Source organism: Nonomuraea angiospora (genome assembly GCF_014873145.1).
Classification (GTDB): Bacteria; Actinomycetota; Actinomycetes; order Streptosporangiales; family Streptosporangiaceae; genus Nonomuraea; species Nonomuraea angiospora.
The window spans coordinates 2,857,995-2,877,037 of the sequence record NZ_JADBEK010000001.1 but is presented as its reverse complement, the minus strand read 5'-3'; the positions used below and the strand labels follow the sequence as shown (position 1 = coordinate 2,877,037).

Below are 19,043 nucleotides of genomic sequence, written 5' to 3'. Positions count from 1 at the left end.
GGCTCATCCTCAGTGCCAGTTGCCGCCGCCACATGAGTAAGGGTTACTCAATTCCTGGGAAGGGCTGACGGTCGGGTGTCGCGTTCTGGAGGGCGATGAAGATGCCGGACATTACCGCTGTCGCCTGTCTCCGCAGGCTGGCAGCACCCCGAGGTCTCTTCACCGAGTCGCACGTAGTGACCGACGCTGGCCAGGTGCTGGTGGGCGGCTCTTGGCCTGCGGTTCGGGCGCGCTGGGCCCGGCCTGGGCCGCCCGGTTGGTGAGCGCGGGAGCCCGGATGGCGGGCGCGGGATGCGCGGTCCGGCGATCAAGGTGAGCGGGCTGGGCAAGCAGTTCGTCAAGGGCGACGTCGGCATCGCGGCGCTGCGCGACTTCGACCTGGAGATCGGCGGCGTGCCCGCGCGGCCGAGCTCATCGAGAAGGTCGGCCTGGATGGGTTCGAGCGGCACTACCCGCGCGAGCTGTCCGGCGGGATGCGCCGCCGGGTCAGCCTGGCCAGGCTGCCGGCCGGCGCCCCCGAGACGCTGCTCATGGACGAGCCGCTCGACGCCCAGCTGCGCGGCGACCTGCAGGTGGCCGCCTTCCACCGCGCGGCCGGGCCTGGTCAAGCACCGCCCACCCGTGCTCCGGACGCCCTGACAGGGGTCCGATCGAACCTTTGGTTTCCCATGTGCGCCCGATTATCCAAGGCCGGGCACGACCTGATAGGCGCGTCCAAATTATCGCCGCGCCCGAGATACGGGGAGTGGAGATCAGATGATCATTCAGGAAATGCGGGAGAAGAGCGTGCCCGAAGGCCGCGCGGTCACCGGGACGGCCGTGGCCGACACGACGAAGCTGCTGCTGCAGCCGCCGTTCACGGTCGAGCCGGCGCCCGTTCAGCGGGCGGCCCCGGCTCCGGTCCCCATCCCGATCCCGCCGATCGTCGGGCCCCGCATTCTCATCTACAAGCAGGACCCCACCGTCGCCGAGCTGGGCGTCAGGCCGATCTTCATCCCCAGCCCGGTGCTCAGCGGGCCCACCGACGCCCGGATCGTCACCCAGCTGCCCGGCATCACGCCCGTGGCGCGCAGCGTCAACGGCGACTTCATCTTCGTCCCCAACTCGCCGGAGTTCGACTGCTCGCACACGTACGCGGTCGTCCGGGAGACGCTGACGATGTACGAGCGCCACAACGGCGGCACGCCCATCCCGTTCGCGTGGAACACCGGCGGGAACCTCGACCGGCTCACCGTCTTCCCGCACGCCGCGGTCGGGGCCAACGCCTTCTACACCAGGACGGCCAAGGCGCTGAAGTTCCTCTTCTTCACCCCGACCGGCACCACGCAGCAGGTCTTCACCTGCCGCTCGCTGGACATCGTCGCGCACGAGACCGGCCACGCGGTCCTCGACGGGCTCAAGCCGGGCTGGCTCGCCGCGGACAACCCGCCGCAGACCGGCGGCCTGCACGAGTCGTTCGGCGACCTGACCGCGATCTTCCTGACGCTGGCGCAACCGGACCAGGCCGAGGCGCTCGTCGCGCTCACCAAGGCCAACCTGCACGCCAAGTCGTTCCTGTCTGCCATCGCCGAGCAGTTCGGGCAGGCGCTCGGCCGGCCGTTCGGGCTGCGCAACGCCGACAACGACCTCAAGCTGAGCGAGGTCAGCAACGAGGTGCACGCGATCTCGCAGGTGTTCACCGGCGGCATCTACGACGTGCTCGCCGACATCTACGCCTTCGAACGCACCAGGCAGGGCGCGCTCAAGAGCCCCACCGTGATCCTCATGGAGGTCGCGAACCAGCTGTGCGAGCTGCTGTTCAAGGCGATCGTGAAGGCGCCCGCGACCAAGGCCACCTACACGGACGTCGTCAACCAGATGCTGCAGGTCTCGGCCGCCCAAGGCGATCCCAACATCTACCGGACCTTCATCCGCAACCGGTTCGCCTTCCGCGAGGTGGTGACGTCGCCCACGCCGTTCTCCGAGATGCTCTCCGGCGAGATGGACTTCAGGAACGCCGACTACACCGGCGACGGCAAGACCGCCAAGGACATCACCAACGTCAAGCCCGCCGACGCGGCGTCGGCCAGCCTGCGCGCGGTGCAGGACCGTTCGGGCTGCTGCGGCACCATGCAGCTGCCGGAGTTCCAGGTGATCGGCGCCGACAAGCTGACGGCCAAGGGCGAGCTGCACGACGACGACATCCTCGCCTCGCAACTGAGCGCGCTGAAGAAGGCGTTCAAGTAACCACGAGCCCGGCGAGAACCTCGCCGTATCGTGCGGTACGGCAGGGGGAGTCAGACATGCGTGTGAAGATCGAGAGAACCGGCGGCTTCGCCGGCATCGAGGAGGCCGTCGGCGAGTACGACACCGACGACCTCCCCGAGCCGCAGGCCGCCAGGGTGTACGAGGCGCTGTCCGCCATCGACGCCGCCACGGCCGAGGGCGGGTCCTCGGAGGTGGGCGCCGACCTGATGACGTACCGGATCACCGTCGGCAACGGCGCGGGACGGGTCTACACGGTCTCCGACGACCCTTCGTCGAAGGCGGCGGACCCGCTGGCCGTGCTGCTGCGCCCGTCCGCCTGATCGGGCCGCGCGGCCGGAGCCGGCCGCGCGGCCCGGTCATCAATGCGGTGAGCGGGCCGCCGTCGCCGGCTCCGGTCGGCGTCCAGGTCGCCGCAGGGCAGGCCGTTTGGAAAAAATAGGTAGACCGGTCTATTCTGACGCCATGATTGGCACCAAAGGCGCCCAGACCAGCGCACGGCTGGTCGAATCGATGCTCGAACTGATCCAGGCCCGCGGCTACAGCGGCACAGGCCTCAACACCGTGGTGGAGCACGCCCGCGCCCCCAAAGGGTCGCTGTACTTCCACTTCCCCGAGGGGAAGGAGGCGCTCGGGGAGAAGGCGGTCGAGCTCGCGGCCGAGCGGTTCCGCGCCCTCGTGGTCGAGTCGGCGCTGGAGCCGGGGAGCCCGGGCGACCTGGTCCGGCGCGTGATCGACGTGCTGCGCGGGATGCTCACGGACAGCGACTTCCAGCTCGGCTGCCCGGTCTCGGTGGTCACGCTGGAGATGGGCGCGCAGAGCGAGCGGCTCCGGGACGCCTGCGCGAACGCCTTCGGCTCCTGGATCGACCCCCTGGCCGACTACCTCGCCGCCCAGGGCCGGCCGGCTCCGGCCGCCCGTACGCTGGCGACGGCCGTGGTCAGCACGGTCGAAGGGGCGATGATCATGTCGCGCGCGCAGCGGTCCACGGAGCCGCTGCGCTGCGCCGCCGACGTCATCGCCACGCTGCTGGACCAGCCTCTGACGGGGGAGAGGTCGTCATGAGCCGGCACGCTCTGGTGTTCGGGGCGACGGGTCTCATCGGACGCCACCTGATCCTCGCGCTCGGCCAGGCCGGCGTACGGGTGAGCGCGGCCACCCGGAGCGCCGAGTCGTACCGGCGGCTCGTCCTCTGGCTGGCGGAGCACGGGCACGGCGAGGCCCCGGCCGATCTCCGGGTCGACTTCGAGACGCCGTCGCTGATCCACGGCGACGCGGCGGACGTCACCGAGATCTACAACTGCGCCGGCGCCTACCGGTTCGGGATGCCGGCGGACGAGGCCCGCCGCGCCAACGTGGACAGCGTCCGCGCCATCGTCGCCTTCGCGGCGCGGCTGCCCCGGCTGACCCGCCTCGTACACGTCTCCGGGTACCGGGTGGGCGGGCAGGACCCCGAGCCCTGGAGCGACGAGCGGCGGCGGGAGACGTACGAGGCGCTGGGAGCGTACGAGGCGTCCAAGGTCGAGTCGGACGCCGTGTTCCAGGCCACCGCGGACCGGCTCGGTGTCCCCTGGTCGATCGTCAACCCGTCCAGCGTGATCGGTGACAGCGTCACCGGCGAATCCGACCAGCAACTGGGCCTGGCGTCGAGCGTGAAGGAGATCTGGCAGGGCACCATGCCGGCGCTGCCGGGAGGCGCCACGACGTTCGTGCCGGTGGTCACGGCCGACCATCTCGCCCGGTTCATGACCCTGCTGCCGCTGGACGAGGCCGCCGAGCGGAACGCGTACTGGGTGCTCGACGATGAGACGCCCGCGTTGCCCGATCTGCTCACTCGCGTCGCCGAGCACTACCAGGTCAGGGCGCCGCGTACGCGGATCCCGGTGTCCCTCCTGCGGCGCCTCCCCCGAGCGCTCACCAAGGCCGACCCGGAGACGCTGACGTTCCTCTCGGACGACCGCTACCCCACGGGTCCGGCGGACGCCTTCGCCGCCCGGCACGGCCTGGCCATGCCGGACGTCACCACGTCCGTCCTGCGCTGGGCCGACCACCTGGCGGCCCACCGGTTCGGAGTCGTCCCCGCCGGCCGGCGGCGGTTCACCGTGGTCGGCGGGGTCCGCACCTTCGAGCTCGGCGAACCGGACGCGCCCACCGTGGTGCTGCCCGGCCTGCCGGTGAACGCCGACACCTGGGACCCGGTCGCCGCCGCGCTGGGGCGCGCCCGCGTCGTGGACCTGCCCGGGCTGGGGCTGAGCGCGGGACGGCGCGGGGACTGGCCGCGCTGGCTGACCGCGCTCGTGGACGAGACCGGCGCCCGCCACCTCGTGGGTCACTCGGTGGGGGCGGCGGCCGCACTGGAGGCCGCGCTCGCCCGTCCCGGCCTGGTGGACCGGCTCACGTTCGTGTCGCCGTTCTTCCTCCAGGCGCGCGCCGGTCTCGCCGCGCGGTCGGCGCTCCTGAGCCGCTGGTATCTGGGCCGGGTACGCCCTGAGGCGCTGGCGGAGCGGCTCACCGGGGACGTGGCGTACGCGGGGGCGCTGGAGTCCAGCGTCGCCGACCTGCGCCGTGGCCGCGTCGCCGCCGGCGTCGCCCGGCTCCTGGCCGAGGTCGGCCGGGAGGACCGGCGTGCGGACCTCCGGGCCAAGCTGCGGCGGTACGCGGGGAGCGTGCACGTCATCGTGGGTGCCGACGATCCGCTCACCGCCGAGGGACGCATGCTGCTGGACACGCTCCCGCGGGCCACGGTGACGGTCGTCCCCGGAGCCGGCCACCACCCCCAGCTGACACACCCGGACGAGCTCGCCCACGCCATCCGGGTCCCCTCGGCGGAGGTCCGGGAGCCCAGCCCTCCGGCCGTGCCGTCGTAGGGGGGCGGCGGGCGCGCGCCCCCCGGGACGGGTGGTCAGAGGGGGTCGTCGGGCTGCCAGGAGGCGTGGATCATGGCCCGTTCCGTGGCGGCGAGGTGGGTGGCGGCGGCCACCCAGGCCCACGCGTACGGGTCCGGCCCCGTGTCCGTCAACCGCCCGAACACGTCCCGGCTCCGGCGGTCCGCCTCGGCGGTCAGCCCCGCGACCAGGTCGGCGGCGGCCTGGAACCCGGCTGTGCGCAGCTGGGCGTACGACTCTCCGCTGCGGGCCGACTCGGCCACCGCCCGCCTCCCGCCGGACACGGCCAGCTCGACCAGCCTGCGTACCCGCCAGAGCGGCGCGCCGGCCACCGGGTCCACCTCGTCGCCGTCCGGGGGCGGCGGGCAGGCGTCCTGGGGCGGGAGGTGGGCTCCCTGGAGCCGGTCGTACCCGAGGTCGGCGTGCCCCTGCCATTCGGGGGGCAGGCGCAACGTCGCCTCGGTGCCGGGGACCGGGCCGACCGCCAGGGGGAGCAGCGTCGCCGCCCGGTCCGGCTCCACCCGGCCCACCACCCGTACGAGCAGGCCCGGGCGGGAGGCGAGACGCCGCAGGTTGTCGACGTGGGCCAGCTCGGGATGGTGGCCGGCGGGGACGAGCCGGATCAACGGGCCGAAGCCCCCCACGGAATCAGACTCCCCGGGAAGCAGCGCGCGGGCCAGCACGTGGTCGCCTGCCGCGCCGACGATGACCAGGTCGCAGCCGACCGGTTCGCGGGCCTGTTCCGCCGTGTCCGACTCGCTCCAGGCGTGACCGGAGAGCCGCGCGCCCGCCGCCTCCGCCAGCGGCCGGGCGAACAGGGCCGCCATCGGCCCCTCCGTCCACGGCAGGCCCGAGACGGGGGTGGCTCGTACGCCCTTGCCGGCCCCGAGGCGCCCGTCCGGGGAGACGGTGGCGCCGGCGATCAGCAGCCCGGCACGGGAGAGCTGGAAATGGTTCAGCATGGCGGGGCCGATGGCGACGGGCGCGGTGGCGGCTCCCCGGGCACGGGCCGATCCGCCCGGCTTGACGTCGGCCACCGAATACCAGCGGCCGTCCTCCGCGACGACGTGCGTCACCACGCCGCCGTACCCGGTGGCGCTGATCACCGGCTCCCTGAACACCCCGTACACCTTCAGGCTCCCGCCCGGCTGGTAGTTGCGCCGTACGGTGCCGGCCAGCGCCGGGTCGGGGTCCGCCCCGGCCAGCCGGCCTGCGGTGAGCAGCAGCTCGCGCAGGGCGGAGACGAGGTCGGCGAGGCGGTGGCCGTCGTGGCGGGCGCGGGCGGCACGCAGGCCCCGCACCACCCGCAGCGCGGCGGCCTCCGCTGCCGGCAGCCCCGCGAGGCGGGCGGTGTGCGCGGCCCTCAGCAACTCGGCCTGGGGCACGGCTCCGGCGGCGGGCACCCCGGCGGACAGCACGGCCGCGGCGGCAGCCCACAGCCCGGCCGCCGCCGCGACCTGCGCCGCCGTGGGCCCCTCCGCCTCAGCCGCTCCGACGGACTCAGCCTCGTCCGACTGAGTTCCGACGGGCTCAGCCCCGTCGGCACCCTTGGCTCCCCTGTCAGGTGTGCCGCCGGGTGCGGGTTCGGCGTCGGAGGAGTCGCGGGAGGCGGCCTCCTCTCCGCCGGGATGCGCGTCCCCGATCGGGCAGGCGCTCAATACGGCCGCACGATGCAGACAGCGCGGCGCCAGCAGGCAACTGCACGACGCCTGGTCGCCGTCGGCGATCACCCCGGACGGTCCCGGGGAGAGCGTGACGACCGCGTCCTCGCCGCAGGCGATCCGGACGCCCTCGCCGACGGCCGTGACGGGCAGGGCGGCGTACTGTTCGATCGCCGCGTCCAGCTTCTTGCGCAGCCGCGACGTCAGGCTCTCGACGGCGGCGGCGACCACCTCCGGGGTCACCGGCGGCAGCGGCCCGCCGCCACCGGGAGCGCCGGACGGGACCGGCTCCGGAGCGGCTTCGGGAGTGGTTGACGTGGAGGGGTTCACCGGTGTTCTCCGCGGAGGCGGTCGCCCACCCATCGGGCGAGGGCGAGCGGGCTGAGCGCGGCCACGGGCATCCCGGCCGCGACGAGTTGCTGGGCGACGGGGATCGAGTAGCGGGGCACGCCGTCGTCGTCCAAGGCGGCGCATCCCAGCAGGTGCACGCCGGAGCCGGCCAGCGCGCGCACCTCGGCGAGCAGGCCGCCGATCGGGTAGCCCTCCTCGAAGTCGCTGACCACCACGACGAGCGTGCGGCTCGGGACCGTGACCAGCGTACGGGCCTGGGCGAGCCCGGCGGCGATGTGCGTGCCGCCGCCTACCCGTACCTCCAGCAGGAGGGACAGCGGGTCGCTGACCCGGTCGGTCAGGTCGATCACCTGCGTGGAGAACGACAGGAAGTGCGTGGACAGCGTCGGCACCCCCGCCAGCACGGCGGCCGTCAGCGCCGACCAGACCACCGACGCCTCCATGGAGCCGGACACGTCCACCACCAGGATCAGCCGCCAGTCGGCCTCCCGGCGCGAACGCGTGCTGAACACCGGCCGCTCCGGCACCACCACCAGCCGGCCGTCGTCCAGGCGGCGCGTGTGCGCCAGATTGGCGCGCAGGGTGCGCGGCAGGTCCAGCCTGCCGCCGGGGCGGCGGGTCGGGCGCGGCGTGGCGACCCCGGTCATGGCGGGCCGCAGGCGGGTGGCCAGCTCGCGGGTCAGCTCGTCCACCAGGCGGCGTACGAGCGGGCGCAGCTTGGCGACCTGCTGCTCCGGCAGGCCGCCGGCCAGGGACAGCACGGAGGTCAGCAGCTCCACGGACGGCCGGACGGAGGCGGGGTCGAGTTCGGTCAGCACGTCGTGGCGTCCGGCGTCGGCGGCGCGGGCCAGGACCTCCTCGCGCACCTCGGTGCCGAACAGCGCCTCCAGTTCCTCCGACCACTCGCGGGCCGTGGGGAACGGCGCCTCCCGGCCGCCCGCGTCCCCCGGGGCGGGCCCGAAGCCGTTGGCGCCTTCGCCGCGGCCCTGCCCGTACAGCTCGTCCAGGGCGCGGGCGTAGGTCCGGGCGCCTGGGGGGAGCTGTTCGGACTCCCGGCCGAGCAGCAACCGCCACCGGTCCGCGGGCCGCAGCCTGCGCCGGAGGTCGGTCACGGCGACCTTCGACGGTTCGGCCCGGGGGTCGTGCACCGGTGCCGTGGTGCTCTCGGAGGGGCCGGACGTCAGGGCCGGGATGGGGAGCCGGAGCGCGCGCAGGGCCTCCAGCCCGGCCGCGTCGGCGGCGGTCCAGAGGGCGAGCAGCGCCGGCGGAGCGTGCAGGGCCACGTCGAGCCGGTCGCCGAGCCGTTCGGACACGACCCCCAGCAGCCGGGCGCGCCCGGCCGGGCTGAGCGTGTCGAACCCGCCGCGCAACGCCGGCAGCCGGTCCAGGAACTCCTTGTCGGTGAGCCCGTCCACCCGGTTCATGAGCGGGTCGAGGGCCGCGGGGGCCGACTGGAGCAGCGGCCCGGCGGCCGTGAGCACGCCGGTCAGCAGCCGGCTCAGCCGCAGGCGGCCGTCGGGGCCGGTGGCGGTGTCGATCCAGCCGGCCGCCCGGTCTCCGAGCGAGGCCGGACCGTCCAGGTCCAGCAGCACGCGGGCTGCCAGGGCCGCGCCCTGTATGAGGGGCGAGGCCGTGCGCGCGAGCCCCGCCAGGGCGTCGTCCATGCGCAGGCCCAGGCGCTCCTCGCCGGCCCGGGAGGCGAGGGCGACCAGGGCGACCGCGTCTTCTGGCTGATCGCTGCCCGCCAGCCCGGGAAGGGCGCGCACCGCCGCCTCCAGGAGGGTGCCGGACAGCTCGGCGGCGTGCTCGCGGCCCTCCGGCGTGGTGCCGGGCAGGTGCCGGCGGCGCAGGGCCTCCAGCAGGTCGAGGGCCTGGAGCAGCTCGGCGAGGGTGGCGGTGGCGGGCAGCGTGACGGCGGCGTCGGCGAGGCGGTCGGCCACCAGGTCGGGCAGGTCGCAGCCGGCCGCGGCGCGCAGGCCGCCGAGAATCAGGGCGCAGGTCGGGCCGCCGTCCGCCGACTCGCGGCGGTACGTCTCGCGCAGCGTCCCGGCCGCGGCCTGGGCGAGGGTCACCCCGCGCACGCCCGCCAGGTCCAGCAGGGCCGGGACCGCGGGGGTCCAGGCCAGCCGCCACCTGGTGGTGAGCGCGGCGCCGTCGCCCGTGCCCATCACCTCGATCGGCTCGCCGTAGTTGACGCCGCAGACGAGGAGGCGCTGCAGGGCGACCTCGCGGCGGGCGTCGAGGTCGGAGCGGAGCGGATCGAGGCGCACCTCCCGGGGTTCGGGGTTGTCGGGGCACGGGAGGCGCAGGGCGGCGAGATCGGCCTCCACGGCGGGCCCGAGCCCGGAACGCGGCGTGCCGGGCGCGGTCCTGCCCCGCTGGGTGCCCACGAACACGGTGTCCAGCGCCCGTGCCAGGGCGCGTCCCCGGCCGAGCGGTTCGCCCTGGCCGAGCACGGTCGTCACCGCCTCCAGCAGCTCGCCGCGCCCGGGAGCGGGCAGCCCGCGCAGGCCGGCCAGGTCGCAGGCGAGCCGCAGGGTCTCGACGGCCTCGCCGGTGCCCGCGGTGTGCCCGGCCGCGCGCAGCTCCCGGCACAGGTCCGTGATGGCGCGCGCGGCGCCGTCCCGGACCTTCCCGGGATCGCCCCCGGCCGCGAACACCGCCTGCTGCCAGCGCGGGTCCCGGATGCCGGCCGGGTAGCCGGAGCGGGAGTCGAGCAGGTCGAACGCGTACGGCACGAGCGAGGTCACGGGCGCCGGCCCGCCCCCGTCAGCCGGCCCCGCGGCGGGCTCGTCAAGGTCGTCGGAGGGCAGGCGGAGCGCGGGGGCGTGGAAGGCGCCGATCACCGCCGCGACCCGGCGGCCGCCGGCCGCCGCGGCCGCGAGGGCGCGGCGCATGTGGGCCTCGCGGGCCAGGTCCATCGCGGGCACGCCACCCGCGCCCTCCGCGTCGCGGCGCAGGGCCCAGCCGACGCCGAGCGCGGCGCGGCGGACGGCCTCGGGTTCGCAGCCGGGGGCGAGGACCTCGACGGCGCGGTCCCACATGTCGTCGCCGTCACGGCCGCTGCCGGCCCTGGCCAGCCCCTCGGCGAAGGAGACACCACGCGGGCCCGCCTCCTCGGCGAGTGCGAGGGGAGCCTGCGCGGCGGCCTGCCAGCCGCGGTCGGACAGCGGCAGGTCGCAGCAGACCACCTCCGCCCCGCGCTTCCAGGCCCACCGGATGGCCACCAGCTCGGGCGAGAAGTCGGCGAACGGGTAGAAGCCGAGCCCGCCGTCGACCCGGGCCCCGGCGAGCGCCACCGGCGCCTGCGTCCCCGGGTCGGCCAGGTGCGCGAGCCAGGGCTGGAAGTCCGCCGGCAGCTCGACGCAGACGACCTCGGGGTCGGCGGCGTCCAGCAGCGCCGGCAGCACCACGGCCAGGGCGGGGCTGTGGTGGCGTACCCCCAGCAGGTACGGCCGCGACGAGGCCGCCAGCGCGGCCATCGCCTCCCGCGGATCCAGGTCCGGGGCGGGCGGATTGAGGTTCTGAGCGGTCAACGGAGGTTCTCCCGCAGGTCCCACAGGCGGCGCCACATCGCCGAGCCGTCCTCGGCGCGCCTGCGCACCGGCCCGTCCCAGTAGCCCAGCAGCCGCCCGTGATCGGCGGGGTCGTCCTTGCGCACGACCCCCAGCAGGTGGCCGGGCACCAGGTCCAGCACGTCGCCGGTCGGCAGGTAGGCCGCCGCCACCCCCAGCGAGGCCGCCACCTGCACGGCCTCGGCCGTGGACATGACGGTGCCGGGGCGTTCGACGTCCCAGCCCTCGGCGGAGCGGCCGGAGCGCAGGTCGCGGAAGACGGTGACCAGCGCGTCGAGCACGGCGTCGTCCACCCCGAAGGTCGCGCCGGCGCGCTCGACGACGGCCGTGGCCTGGCGGCGCACCAGGGAGACCTCGGCGTCGGCGTCGGAGATGGGGCCGACGGTCTCGAAGTTGAAGCGCCGCTTGAGGGCGGCCGACATCTCCGAGACGCCGCGGTCGCGCAGGTTGGCCGTGGCGATGACGGTGAACCCGGACGCCGCCGCGACCTGCCCGTCCTCGGTCCCGGCCAGCTCGGGCACGCTGACCCGCCGGTCGGACAGGATCGACACGAGCGCGTCCTGGACCTCGGGCAGGCAGCGGGTGATCTCCTCCACCCGGGCGACGCGGCCGGAGCGCATGGCGGTCAGCACGGGCGAGTCGACGAGCGCCGCGCGGCTGGGGCCCTGGGCGAGGAGCAGGGCGTAGTTCCAGCCGTAGCGGAAGGCGTCCTCGGTCGTGCCGGCGGTGCCCTGGACGGTGAGCGCGCTGGTGCCGCACACGGCGGCGGCCAGCAGCTCCGAGAGCATCGACTTGGCGGTGCCGGGCTCGCCGACCAGGAGCAGGCCGCGCTCGCCGGCGAGGGTGACGACGCAGCGTTCGACGAGGGCGCGCTCGCCGACGAACTTGGGCGCGATCTTCATCCGGCCGTCCAGCGTCTCGTCGCCGCTGCCGCAGATGAAGGTGACGACCGCGCGCGGGGTCAGCGCCCAGCCGGGCGGGCGGGGGCCGGAGTCGTGGGCGGCGAGGAAGGCGAGTTCGGCGGCGTGGCGCTCCTCGGCGGGCAGCACCTGCCGGGCCGAGGGGGCGCGATCTTCGGTCAAGGTCATGAGAAGAGAAGTCCTCTGAGTCATTGGTGGATGGACGGGCGCGCCCCGGGGAAGGGGCGCGCCCCGAGCGGGGTCAGCGGCGGCGTCCGCGCTTCACCTTCAGCTCCTCGAAGCGCGGCGCGTCCCCGCCGCGCACCCGTGCCCAGGCTCTGGCGTACAGCTCGGCGGCGGGTTCGGCGGGTACGAGCGGCGCCCCGGACGTCTCCGCCCCGTCGAACAGCGCCAGCTTCCACTGCTCCAGGGGCAGCCGCGGCGCGCTCCCCGTCGTCCACCCGCCGGGCAGGAACAGCGAGCGCCCCGCCCGCTCGCGGGTGGCCCGCACGACCAGGTCGGTGTCTGCCAGCTCGGCGTGGGCCGACTTGAGCCGGGCGGGCTTCCAGCCGGTCCACCGGGCCGCGTTGCGGTCGGTCGGGTCGGGCATGGCCAGCAGCATGAGGTACGCGGTCGCGGCGTCCTCGCCCAGCCCGAACTCCTTGGCCACCTCGACGACCAGGTGGGGCACGGAACGGCTGGGATCCTGCGGCCACCACGTGCCGTCGGCCCCGCGTTCCCCGGCGAGCGGGTCGCCGGGGTCGGCCAGCAGGGCCTCGAAGCGCGGGCCCCGTACGGTCCGCAGCGCGTCCATGGCCGGGAACTGACCCTCCGACGCGATGAGGGCCCGCAGGTAGGGGTCGTCACCGGCCTCGTCGAGGAGCGACACGCGGACGGCGGGCGCGGGCCGGTCGTCGTGGGTGGCCATGACGACGGCGCCGTACCTTTCGTACCCCTCGCCGGTCTCGGTGGGCGTGCCGGCCGCCTTGCGGAAGGCGGGCAGGTCGACGTACCGGCCGAGGTCGAGCAGCAGGCCGGGGGCGGCCAGCCGGTCGCGTACGGCGGCCAGCGCGCCGGGCAGCGCGGCCCGGATCGGGTCGCCCGCGGGCAGCCGGTGCGCGAGCCAGCGCGACATCGCGATGGTCGTGTACAGGGTGTCGGCCGTGAAGCCGGTGGCGTTGTCGTCGGCGGGGTGGGCGCGGTCGCCCCGGATGGCCCAGGCCAGGTCGCGGCCGAGCTCCGGCTCGCCGGCCGGGTCGATGAGGGCGCGCAGCGCGCGGCCGGTGTCCCGGCCGGTCGTGACCGCGCGGGACGCCTCGCCGAGCAGCCATTCGGGCACGGCCACCTGGGGGCCGACCCTGTCGTTCCAGACGGCCGCGGCGGCGGCCACGTCGGGGCCGTCGCTCCAGAGCCGGGCGGGCTCCCGGGGCAGCAGCGCACCGACGATCTCCCGCCGGGTCCCGGCGCCGAGCCTGCGCAGCTCGTTGCGGGCGATGGCGGCGTCGGCCACCTTCACGCCGAGCGTGGTGCGGGTCTCCTTGGTGAGGAAGGAGCGCTCGTACGCGTCGACGGACGGCAGGCCCGCCACGACCAGCCGGGCCAGCGTCAGGGAGACGCCGGTGAGCCGGGCGAACTCCTCGGCCGCCTCCGGCCGCCAGGGCGCGGGCCCGCGTTCGGCCAGCTCGGCGCGGAACGCCTCCAGCCACCCCTGCGGCCGGTCCACGCCGACCGGGTCGGAGGAGCTCAGCGTGTACGGCTGGGGCACGACGAACCGCCCGGACGGGTCGTGGAACAGCGCCCGCCACCGGGTCACGGAGTCGTTGGGCGAGTCGTGGCTGAAGAGCACCAGGAACGCGCCGTCCTCCAGCGGCAGGACGCCGAACCAGTTGCCCTCGCGCCACTCGCCGTCGGGCTTCTTCAGATACCGGTTGGGCAGCTCGACGCGGGCGCGGCGCCACCGGGACGGGTCGGCCGCCGTGGGCAGCCCGGCCTCGGTCACGATATGGAGCAGCCGCTCCTGCGTGACGCGGTGCTCCTCGGCGATAGTCGCCGATCCGGCGCGGTAGGCCACCGCGTCCAGGTGGTCGAGCATCGGCTCCCAGTCCAGGCTGGAGTTCGGCAGCCCCGGCCGGTCGAGGTGGATGCGGCCCACCCCGGCCGGCTCCTCGTCCGCCAGCGCCTGGATCCTCCGGATCTGCTGGAAGGCCCCGTCGGCTTCGTCGCGCCAGTAGTAGGAGGAGGTGGAGACCTCCAGCCCGCTGAGCGCTTCCTGGAGCTCGTGGTCCGTGGGCCCCGGGGCAGCCTGCTCGCGGTGCCCGCCGGCCAGGGCCTCGGTGAGCCTGGCGGAGACGGCGTCCAGCGACGCCTGCTGCGCGCCGGCGAACCGTACGATCCCGGCGATGCCCGCCACCAGCCCGTCGTGGCTGACCTGGGGCAGCAGCTCCCGGATGCGCGCCGGCAGGTCCTCCTCACCGGCCACGGCCAGCAGCCGCGCGGCGGTGTCCGGGCCGAGCTCGCGCAGGGCCGCCGATCCCTCGGGGTCCCTCGGCCGCAGGTGGTGCCAGTAGCGCAGCGGCGGCAGGATGATCGTGCCCTCGCCGAACGCGCCGGGGGCGGCGTCGGTCTTGGCGGTGGCGACGCACACGCCGTCGGCATCGACCAGTTCGACCCGGTAGCTCCCCTTGAGGACGGCCACGGGCCGGTCGGTGCCGGGGAAGGTCAGGATGCGCGCCGGGTTGCCGCCGTCGGGCGGGAGGGTGATGGCGCGGCCGGACAGGTCCTCGCCGCGCAGCGACCCGTCGGGCAGCCGCGTCACCCGCCAGCCGATCAGCCCGCCCACGGGCACGCTCCCCGGGGTCGCCTCGTCGGACGGGGCGGGCAGCAGCCAGCCCCTGTGCAACGTGGCGCCCGCGGGGAGGTCGGTGAGGAAGGCGGGCATGCTCTTCCTGCCGTGCTGCCCGCTCACGGGGTCGTACTCGTGCCAGCCGAGGGTGTCATGGTCGGACCCGTCCCAGGTCCACACCCAGTAGGAGGTGCCGTCGGTGATCACGGACCGTTCGAGGGGGACGGTGGTGTCCCCGGGGTGCACCACGCCGAGCCCGGTGGTGCGCCCGCCGCCGGGCAGCGCCAGGGTGACCGCGTCGTCGCCGCGGTACCAGTCCATGCGCGTGCCCCGGGTGCTGCCGCTCTGGCTCTCGACGGGATGGACGCGGTCGGCCGAGGTGTGCCAGTAGCCGCGGTAGGCGTAGTCGGCGGTGCGGGACTGCCAGTAGACGAGCAGCTCGCCGTCCACGTAGTGGTAGCCGATGTCGTTCCACGCGTCGTCGGGCGGGACGCGCAGGTCGTGGGTGAGCACGGCGCCCTCGCGATCGAGCACGCGGACCTGCCGGGAGCCCGCCGCGATCAGGTACGGCCAGGCGTCGGCGACCACGATGTCGTCGACGTCCTTCCTCGGTACGAGGGTCGCCGCGGCCTCCTCCCAGGCCGGCCAGCCCAGCTCGTCGAAGATCCCGGTCCGCAGCGTACGGGCGAGCACGGGGGAGACGTCGGCCGCGGCGGCCTGGCGTACCTCGTCCTCGGCCAGCACCAGGGCCTCGCCCGGCAGCCAGGACAGCCGCCGCAGCGCGTCGGGCAGCGCGGGCAGCCCGGAAGACATCGACCGCGCGGCGACCTTGCGCACCCACCCGGCCAGCATCGGCCGGCCGCCGTCGGAGGCGGCCAGCAGGCGGACGGCGCGCAGCCCGTCGGAGTCGCCGGAGAACGTGTCGGCCGCCCGCCGGAAGGACGCCGTGAACCGGCCGTCGGCGGCCAGCGCCACCAGGTCGCGCTGCCCCTCGCCCCGCGCCCAGTGCTCCAGCCGCAGGTAGTCGCCCTCGCCGGGGTCGGCCACGGGCAGGCCGAGCGCCAGGAACAGGTCGAGCAGATCGACGTCGTACAGGTCCGTCAGCCTGGTCGCGGTCCCGGCGAGCTCGGCGCGCAGCCGGCCGGCGAGCCGCTCGACGAGCGAGTAGAGGGCCGGCAGCCGCGGCGGCAGGCCCCAGGTGGCGTTGCGGGTGATGAGGAAGCGCCGGAGCCAGCCCGACACGCCGTCCTGCGGCACCTTGCCCGAGACGAGCTCGTCGAGGGCGCCCGCCGCCTCGAGGATGTCCAGCCACACGCCGGGCATGTCGTTGTCGTGGCTCTGCGGCATGACGGCGAGCAGCGTCGCGCGCACCTCGGGTTCGCGCCTGCCCAGCGCCCCGATCGCCGCGCGGTGGGCCTTCCACCAGCCGGTGGCGGCCCGCAGGGTGGCGGGCAGGGCGAGCAGCTCGCGCAGGTACTCCTGCTCGGTCGCGTCGGCGTCCGCGCCGGCCGCCCTGGCCAGGCGGCGCAGGTCGCCGGCCATCTGGGCGGAGGGGGTCATCCCGCCCGCCGTGCGCCGCACGCACAGCTGGGAGAAGCGGCGCAGCGCCTCGCCGGCGGACACCCGGCCGGCCAGCTCCTTGGCGTAACCGGACAGCACCTTGACCGGCAGCGCCCCCGCCAGCGCGAACTCCAGGAACACCGAGTCGAGCCGGTCCTCGTCGATCGCCAGCCCGTGCTCGGCCTCCGCCTTGCGGGCGCTGGAGAACATCTGGGCGGCGTAGGTGGCGTTCTCCACGCCGGTGAACACCCGTCCGGCCTGCTCGTAGAACGTGGGCAGGAAGTGCGGCACGGACGCGCCGAGCCGGCGGGCCAGCTCGTGGTAGCCGTCGAGCGCGTTCTTGGGCTTGGACTTGGCCTGGCGGGCGATCCGCTCCAGCTCCGGCACGACGGCGAGCGCGTGCTGCCCGTCGCCGGGGTGGTGCACCAGCACCCACTCGGGGAAGCCCAGCGAACGCCGTAACCCGAGCCCGACCACCGCGGGCTCCCCGTCGGGCTCCAGACCCAGGAACCCGGCGGCCAGGTCCTCGGCCGCGCCCAGCTCGCCCGCGACCAGGCGCACGACCACGCGGTCGTCGAGCGCGGGGTGACGGTAACGGCGGGCGGTCATCGGCACGGCGCCCTCGACCGCGCTCTCGGTGTCCGGCGGCAGGATCGCCCCGGCCTTCAGCAGCTGCTCACTCATGCGTCCTTGCCCTCCTCGACCTTGCGCCCCGCGTACAGCGCCGCGGCCATCCGCATCCCCTCCGACCAGGCCACCGGGCCGACCTCCCGCAGCAGCAGCGTCCTGCCGTCGAGGTCCTGCCAGGTCAGGCCGCCCGTGCTCACCTCGTCGTCCCAGTACGGCTCGCCGATCCAGACGCTCGCCTCGGTGATGGCCCCGGCGTCGCGGACCCGGCAGGTGGCGTAGCCGCCGGTGACCCGGTAGCCGAGCGTGGTGGCCCGCGCGGCCAGGCCGAAGCGGGAGTCGTACGTGCCGCCGGAGAACTCCGTCACGGTCGTCCCCTTGCCGTCCAGGTCGGCGGGCTTGCGCCAGGTGGCGCGGTGGATCTGCTCGACCTTCTGGACCACGCCCAGCTCGGCGGCGAACTCCCGCAGGTCGTCGAGGTCGGGTAGCAGCACCGGGTGGGGCAGCGTCACCGTGCGCGGCGACAGCCGTACGGTCTCGCCGTCGAGGTTGACCACGCGCAGCTCGCCCGTCTCGGTGGCGTCGCGCAGGAAGCCCACCTCGTCGGGGTCGTCGCCGACCACGGCCAGGTCGCGCAGCGCCGACTGCCACGCCTCGTCCGGCCACACCCGGGCCAGCAGCCCGGTCGGCACGGGCAGCGACGACACCATCCACAGGTCCGCCTGCGCCACGCACGCGGCGGCGTGGCGGTCGAGCCATTCGGCGAAGCGGCGCAGCCGGTCCACCTCGGGGTGATCGCGCAACGCCTTCGGCAGCGATTTCAGCTGCCGTCCCGCCGACCGGCCGGAGGTGGCTCGCGCCGCCACCCGGCCCTCTATCAGGGCAACCTCGTACCCGTCGCCCGCTGCCAGCCAACCCAAGAGGGTTCCCGCCTTCCAGAAGCCCGAAATCCGGGCATGAAACGTCGAATGAGCAGGGGTTTCCGTGCCCCTGCCGCTGTTGTTGCGCCGAACCTAGCGGCCTTGACCGACAAATGCGTGAATCTCGCGAATTATCGGGCGCGCTATCCGTCCGTCACCTGCATCCGGCGGTTGTGACACCTGACCAGAGCCCTGCGCCCGGTACGCGAACCTCGCGATGGGACTCCCGCTAGGCTGGCGGCATGATCTTAGTGACCGGCGCCACCGGCAACGTCGGCTCCGAACTCATCGCCGCGCTGGCCTCCGCAGGCCGGCCGGTCCGGGCGCTCGTCCGGGACCCGCACCGCGCCACTCTCCCGGCCGGGCGCCGAGCCCGTGACCGGCGACCTCAACCGGCCGGAGAGCCTGGCCGGAGCGCTCGACGGCGCCCAGGGGCTGTTCCTCATGCCGGGCTACGCGGACATGCCCGGGCTGCTGGCCCTCGCCCGCGACGCCGGCGTGCGGCACGTCGTGCTCCTGTCCGGCGGCTCGGCCGCGCTGGAGGACCTCGATAACGCCGTCTCCCGCTACATGACGCTCTCGGAGCGGGCCGTGCGCGAGTCGGGTCTGGCCTGGACCTTCCTGCGGCCCAGGTCGTTCATGTCCAACGCGCTGCGCTGGCTCCCGCAGCTCGAGGCCGGCGACGTGGTGCGGGTGCCGTTCGCCGGCGTGCCGGTGGCGGCCGTCGACCCGTACGACATCGCGGCCGTCGCGGCCCGCGCGCTGCTGAGCGGCGAGCACGAGGGCCGGATCCACGAGCTGACCGGGTCCCGCGCGCTGCTGCCCGCCGACCAGGTCGCCGTTCTCGCCCGGGTGCTGGGCCGGGACCTGCGGTGCGAGGGGCTGACGAACAGCCAGGCGCGCGCCGAGATGGAGGCGGGCATGCCGGTCGAGTACGTCGACGCCTTCTTCCAGTTCTTCGTCGACGGCACGCTCGACGAGACGACGGTCCACCCGACCGTGGAGAACGTGCTCGGACGGCCGCCGCGCACGTTCGAGCAGTGGGCGCAGGACCACGCGGACGCCTTCCGCAAGAGCCGAAACCCTGGTGGCGCCTGGCCGCGGTGAGGGTGTTCGCCAGCAGCATGGCGATGGTCATCGGGCCGACCCCGCCTGGAACCGGGGTGACCGCGTCGGCTCCGATCAGTCCGGGGATGCCGGCTGCCACGACGAGGATGTCCGCGCGACGGCACACCTCGGCGAGGTCACGAGTGCGGGAGTGACGAATGGTGACGGTGGCGTTGCGTTCCAGCAGCAGCTGCGCCATCGGCTTGCCCACCAGCACCGAGCGGCCGACCACCACCGCCTCGTCTCCCGAAAGCGGGACGTCGTGCTGGTCGTCGAGTTGCCGTGCCGGGCGGCCCGGTCCTCGAGGTGCCAGCCGACGGCACGGGAGAGCACCGCGCGCTCGACGTCGGCCCCCATGCGCACCAGGTCTGC

At 74.9% G+C, this 19,043-nt stretch carries 9 protein-coding genes and 3 pseudogenes; 6 read left to right on the top strand and 6 right to left on the bottom strand.

Annotation, left to right across the window (positions count from 1 at the left end; genetic code table 11):
* Positions 1-413 precede the first annotated feature (413 nt).
* The 5 genes and pseudogenes from H4W80_RS63560 to H4W80_RS13135 form a co-directional block, all read left to right on the top strand.
* Positions 414-485, top strand: a pseudogene (locus tag H4W80_RS63560) (hypothetical protein); the annotation flags it as partial.
* A 271-nt stretch (positions 486-756) separates the two neighbouring features.
* Positions 757-2,226 carry a gluzincin family metallopeptidase gene (locus H4W80_RS13145; RefSeq protein WP_225963407.1) on the top strand — a complete coding sequence of 490 codons (1,470 nt, stop codon included), beginning with the start codon at positions 757-759 and terminating at the stop codon, positions 2,224-2,226.
* A 56-nt stretch (positions 2,227-2,282) separates the two neighbouring features.
* A complete protein-coding gene (locus H4W80_RS60625; RefSeq protein WP_225963406.1) occupies positions 2,283-2,567 on the top strand; it encodes a protealysin inhibitor emfourin in 285 nt (94 codons plus the stop codon).
* 142 nt (positions 2,568-2,709) lie between these two features.
* The gene (locus tag H4W80_RS13140) at positions 2,710-3,309 is read left to right on the top strand and encodes a TetR/AcrR family transcriptional regulator (protein WP_225963405.1); all 600 of its coding nucleotides are present in this window, start codon (positions 2,710-2,712) and stop codon (positions 3,307-3,309) included.
* Entirely contained in the window at positions 3,306-5,111 is a 1,806-nt protein-coding gene (locus H4W80_RS13135; RefSeq protein ID WP_192785351.1) for an alpha/beta fold hydrolase, read from the top strand. The genes H4W80_RS13140 and H4W80_RS13135 overlap by 4 nt, the downstream gene beginning before the upstream one ends.
* Positions 5,112-5,146: 35 nt before the next feature.
* On the opposite strand, the gene H4W80_RS13130 is transcribed toward H4W80_RS13135, so the two are convergent.
* The 5 genes from H4W80_RS13130 to H4W80_RS13110 all read right to left on the bottom strand — a co-directional run bounded on the left by H4W80_RS13130 (position 5,147) and on the right by H4W80_RS13110 (position 17,564).
* Positions 5,147-7,120: an SWIM zinc finger family protein gene (locus H4W80_RS13130; protein WP_318786842.1), complete on the bottom strand. Its 1,974-nt coding sequence runs from the start codon at positions 7,118-7,120 to the stop codon at positions 5,147-5,149.
* Complete coding sequence (locus H4W80_RS13125) at positions 7,117-10,677, bottom strand: vWA domain-containing protein (protein ID WP_225963404.1); 3,561 nt, start codon at positions 10,675-10,677, stop codon at positions 7,117-7,119. Before H4W80_RS13125 ends, H4W80_RS13130 begins: the two co-directional genes overlap by 4 nt.
* Positions 10,674-11,804: an ATP-binding protein gene (locus H4W80_RS13120; RefSeq protein ID WP_192785349.1), complete on the bottom strand. Its 1,131-nt coding sequence runs from the start codon at positions 11,802-11,804 to the stop codon at positions 10,674-10,676. The genes H4W80_RS13125 and H4W80_RS13120 overlap by 4 nt, the downstream gene beginning before the upstream one ends.
* Before the next feature lie 73 nt (positions 11,805-11,877).
* Positions 11,878-16,701: a DNA-binding protein gene (locus H4W80_RS13115; RefSeq protein ID WP_192785348.1), complete on the bottom strand. Its 4,824-nt coding sequence runs from the start codon at positions 16,699-16,701 to the stop codon at positions 11,878-11,880.
* Positions 16,698-17,564 (bottom strand): DUF4132 domain-containing protein, encoded by an 867-nt coding sequence (locus tag H4W80_RS13110; RefSeq protein WP_192785347.1) that lies wholly within the window; start codon positions 17,562-17,564, stop codon positions 16,698-16,700. The genes H4W80_RS13115 and H4W80_RS13110 overlap by 4 nt, the downstream gene beginning before the upstream one ends.
* A gap of 242 nt (positions 17,565-17,806) precedes the next feature.
* On the opposite strand from H4W80_RS13110, the pseudogene H4W80_RS13105 reads away from it, so the two are divergent.
* Positions 17,807-18,671, top strand: a pseudogene (locus H4W80_RS13105) (NmrA family NAD(P)-binding protein).
* A gap of 40 nt (positions 18,672-18,711) precedes the next feature.
* Here H4W80_RS13105 and H4W80_RS64535 read toward each other — a convergent pair.
* Positions 18,712-18,888 (bottom strand): annotated as a pseudogene (locus tag H4W80_RS64535) (bifunctional 5,10-methylene-tetrahydrofolate dehydrogenase/5,10-methylene-tetrahydrofolate cyclohydrolase); the annotation flags it as partial.
* Positions 18,889-19,043 lie beyond the last annotated feature (155 nt).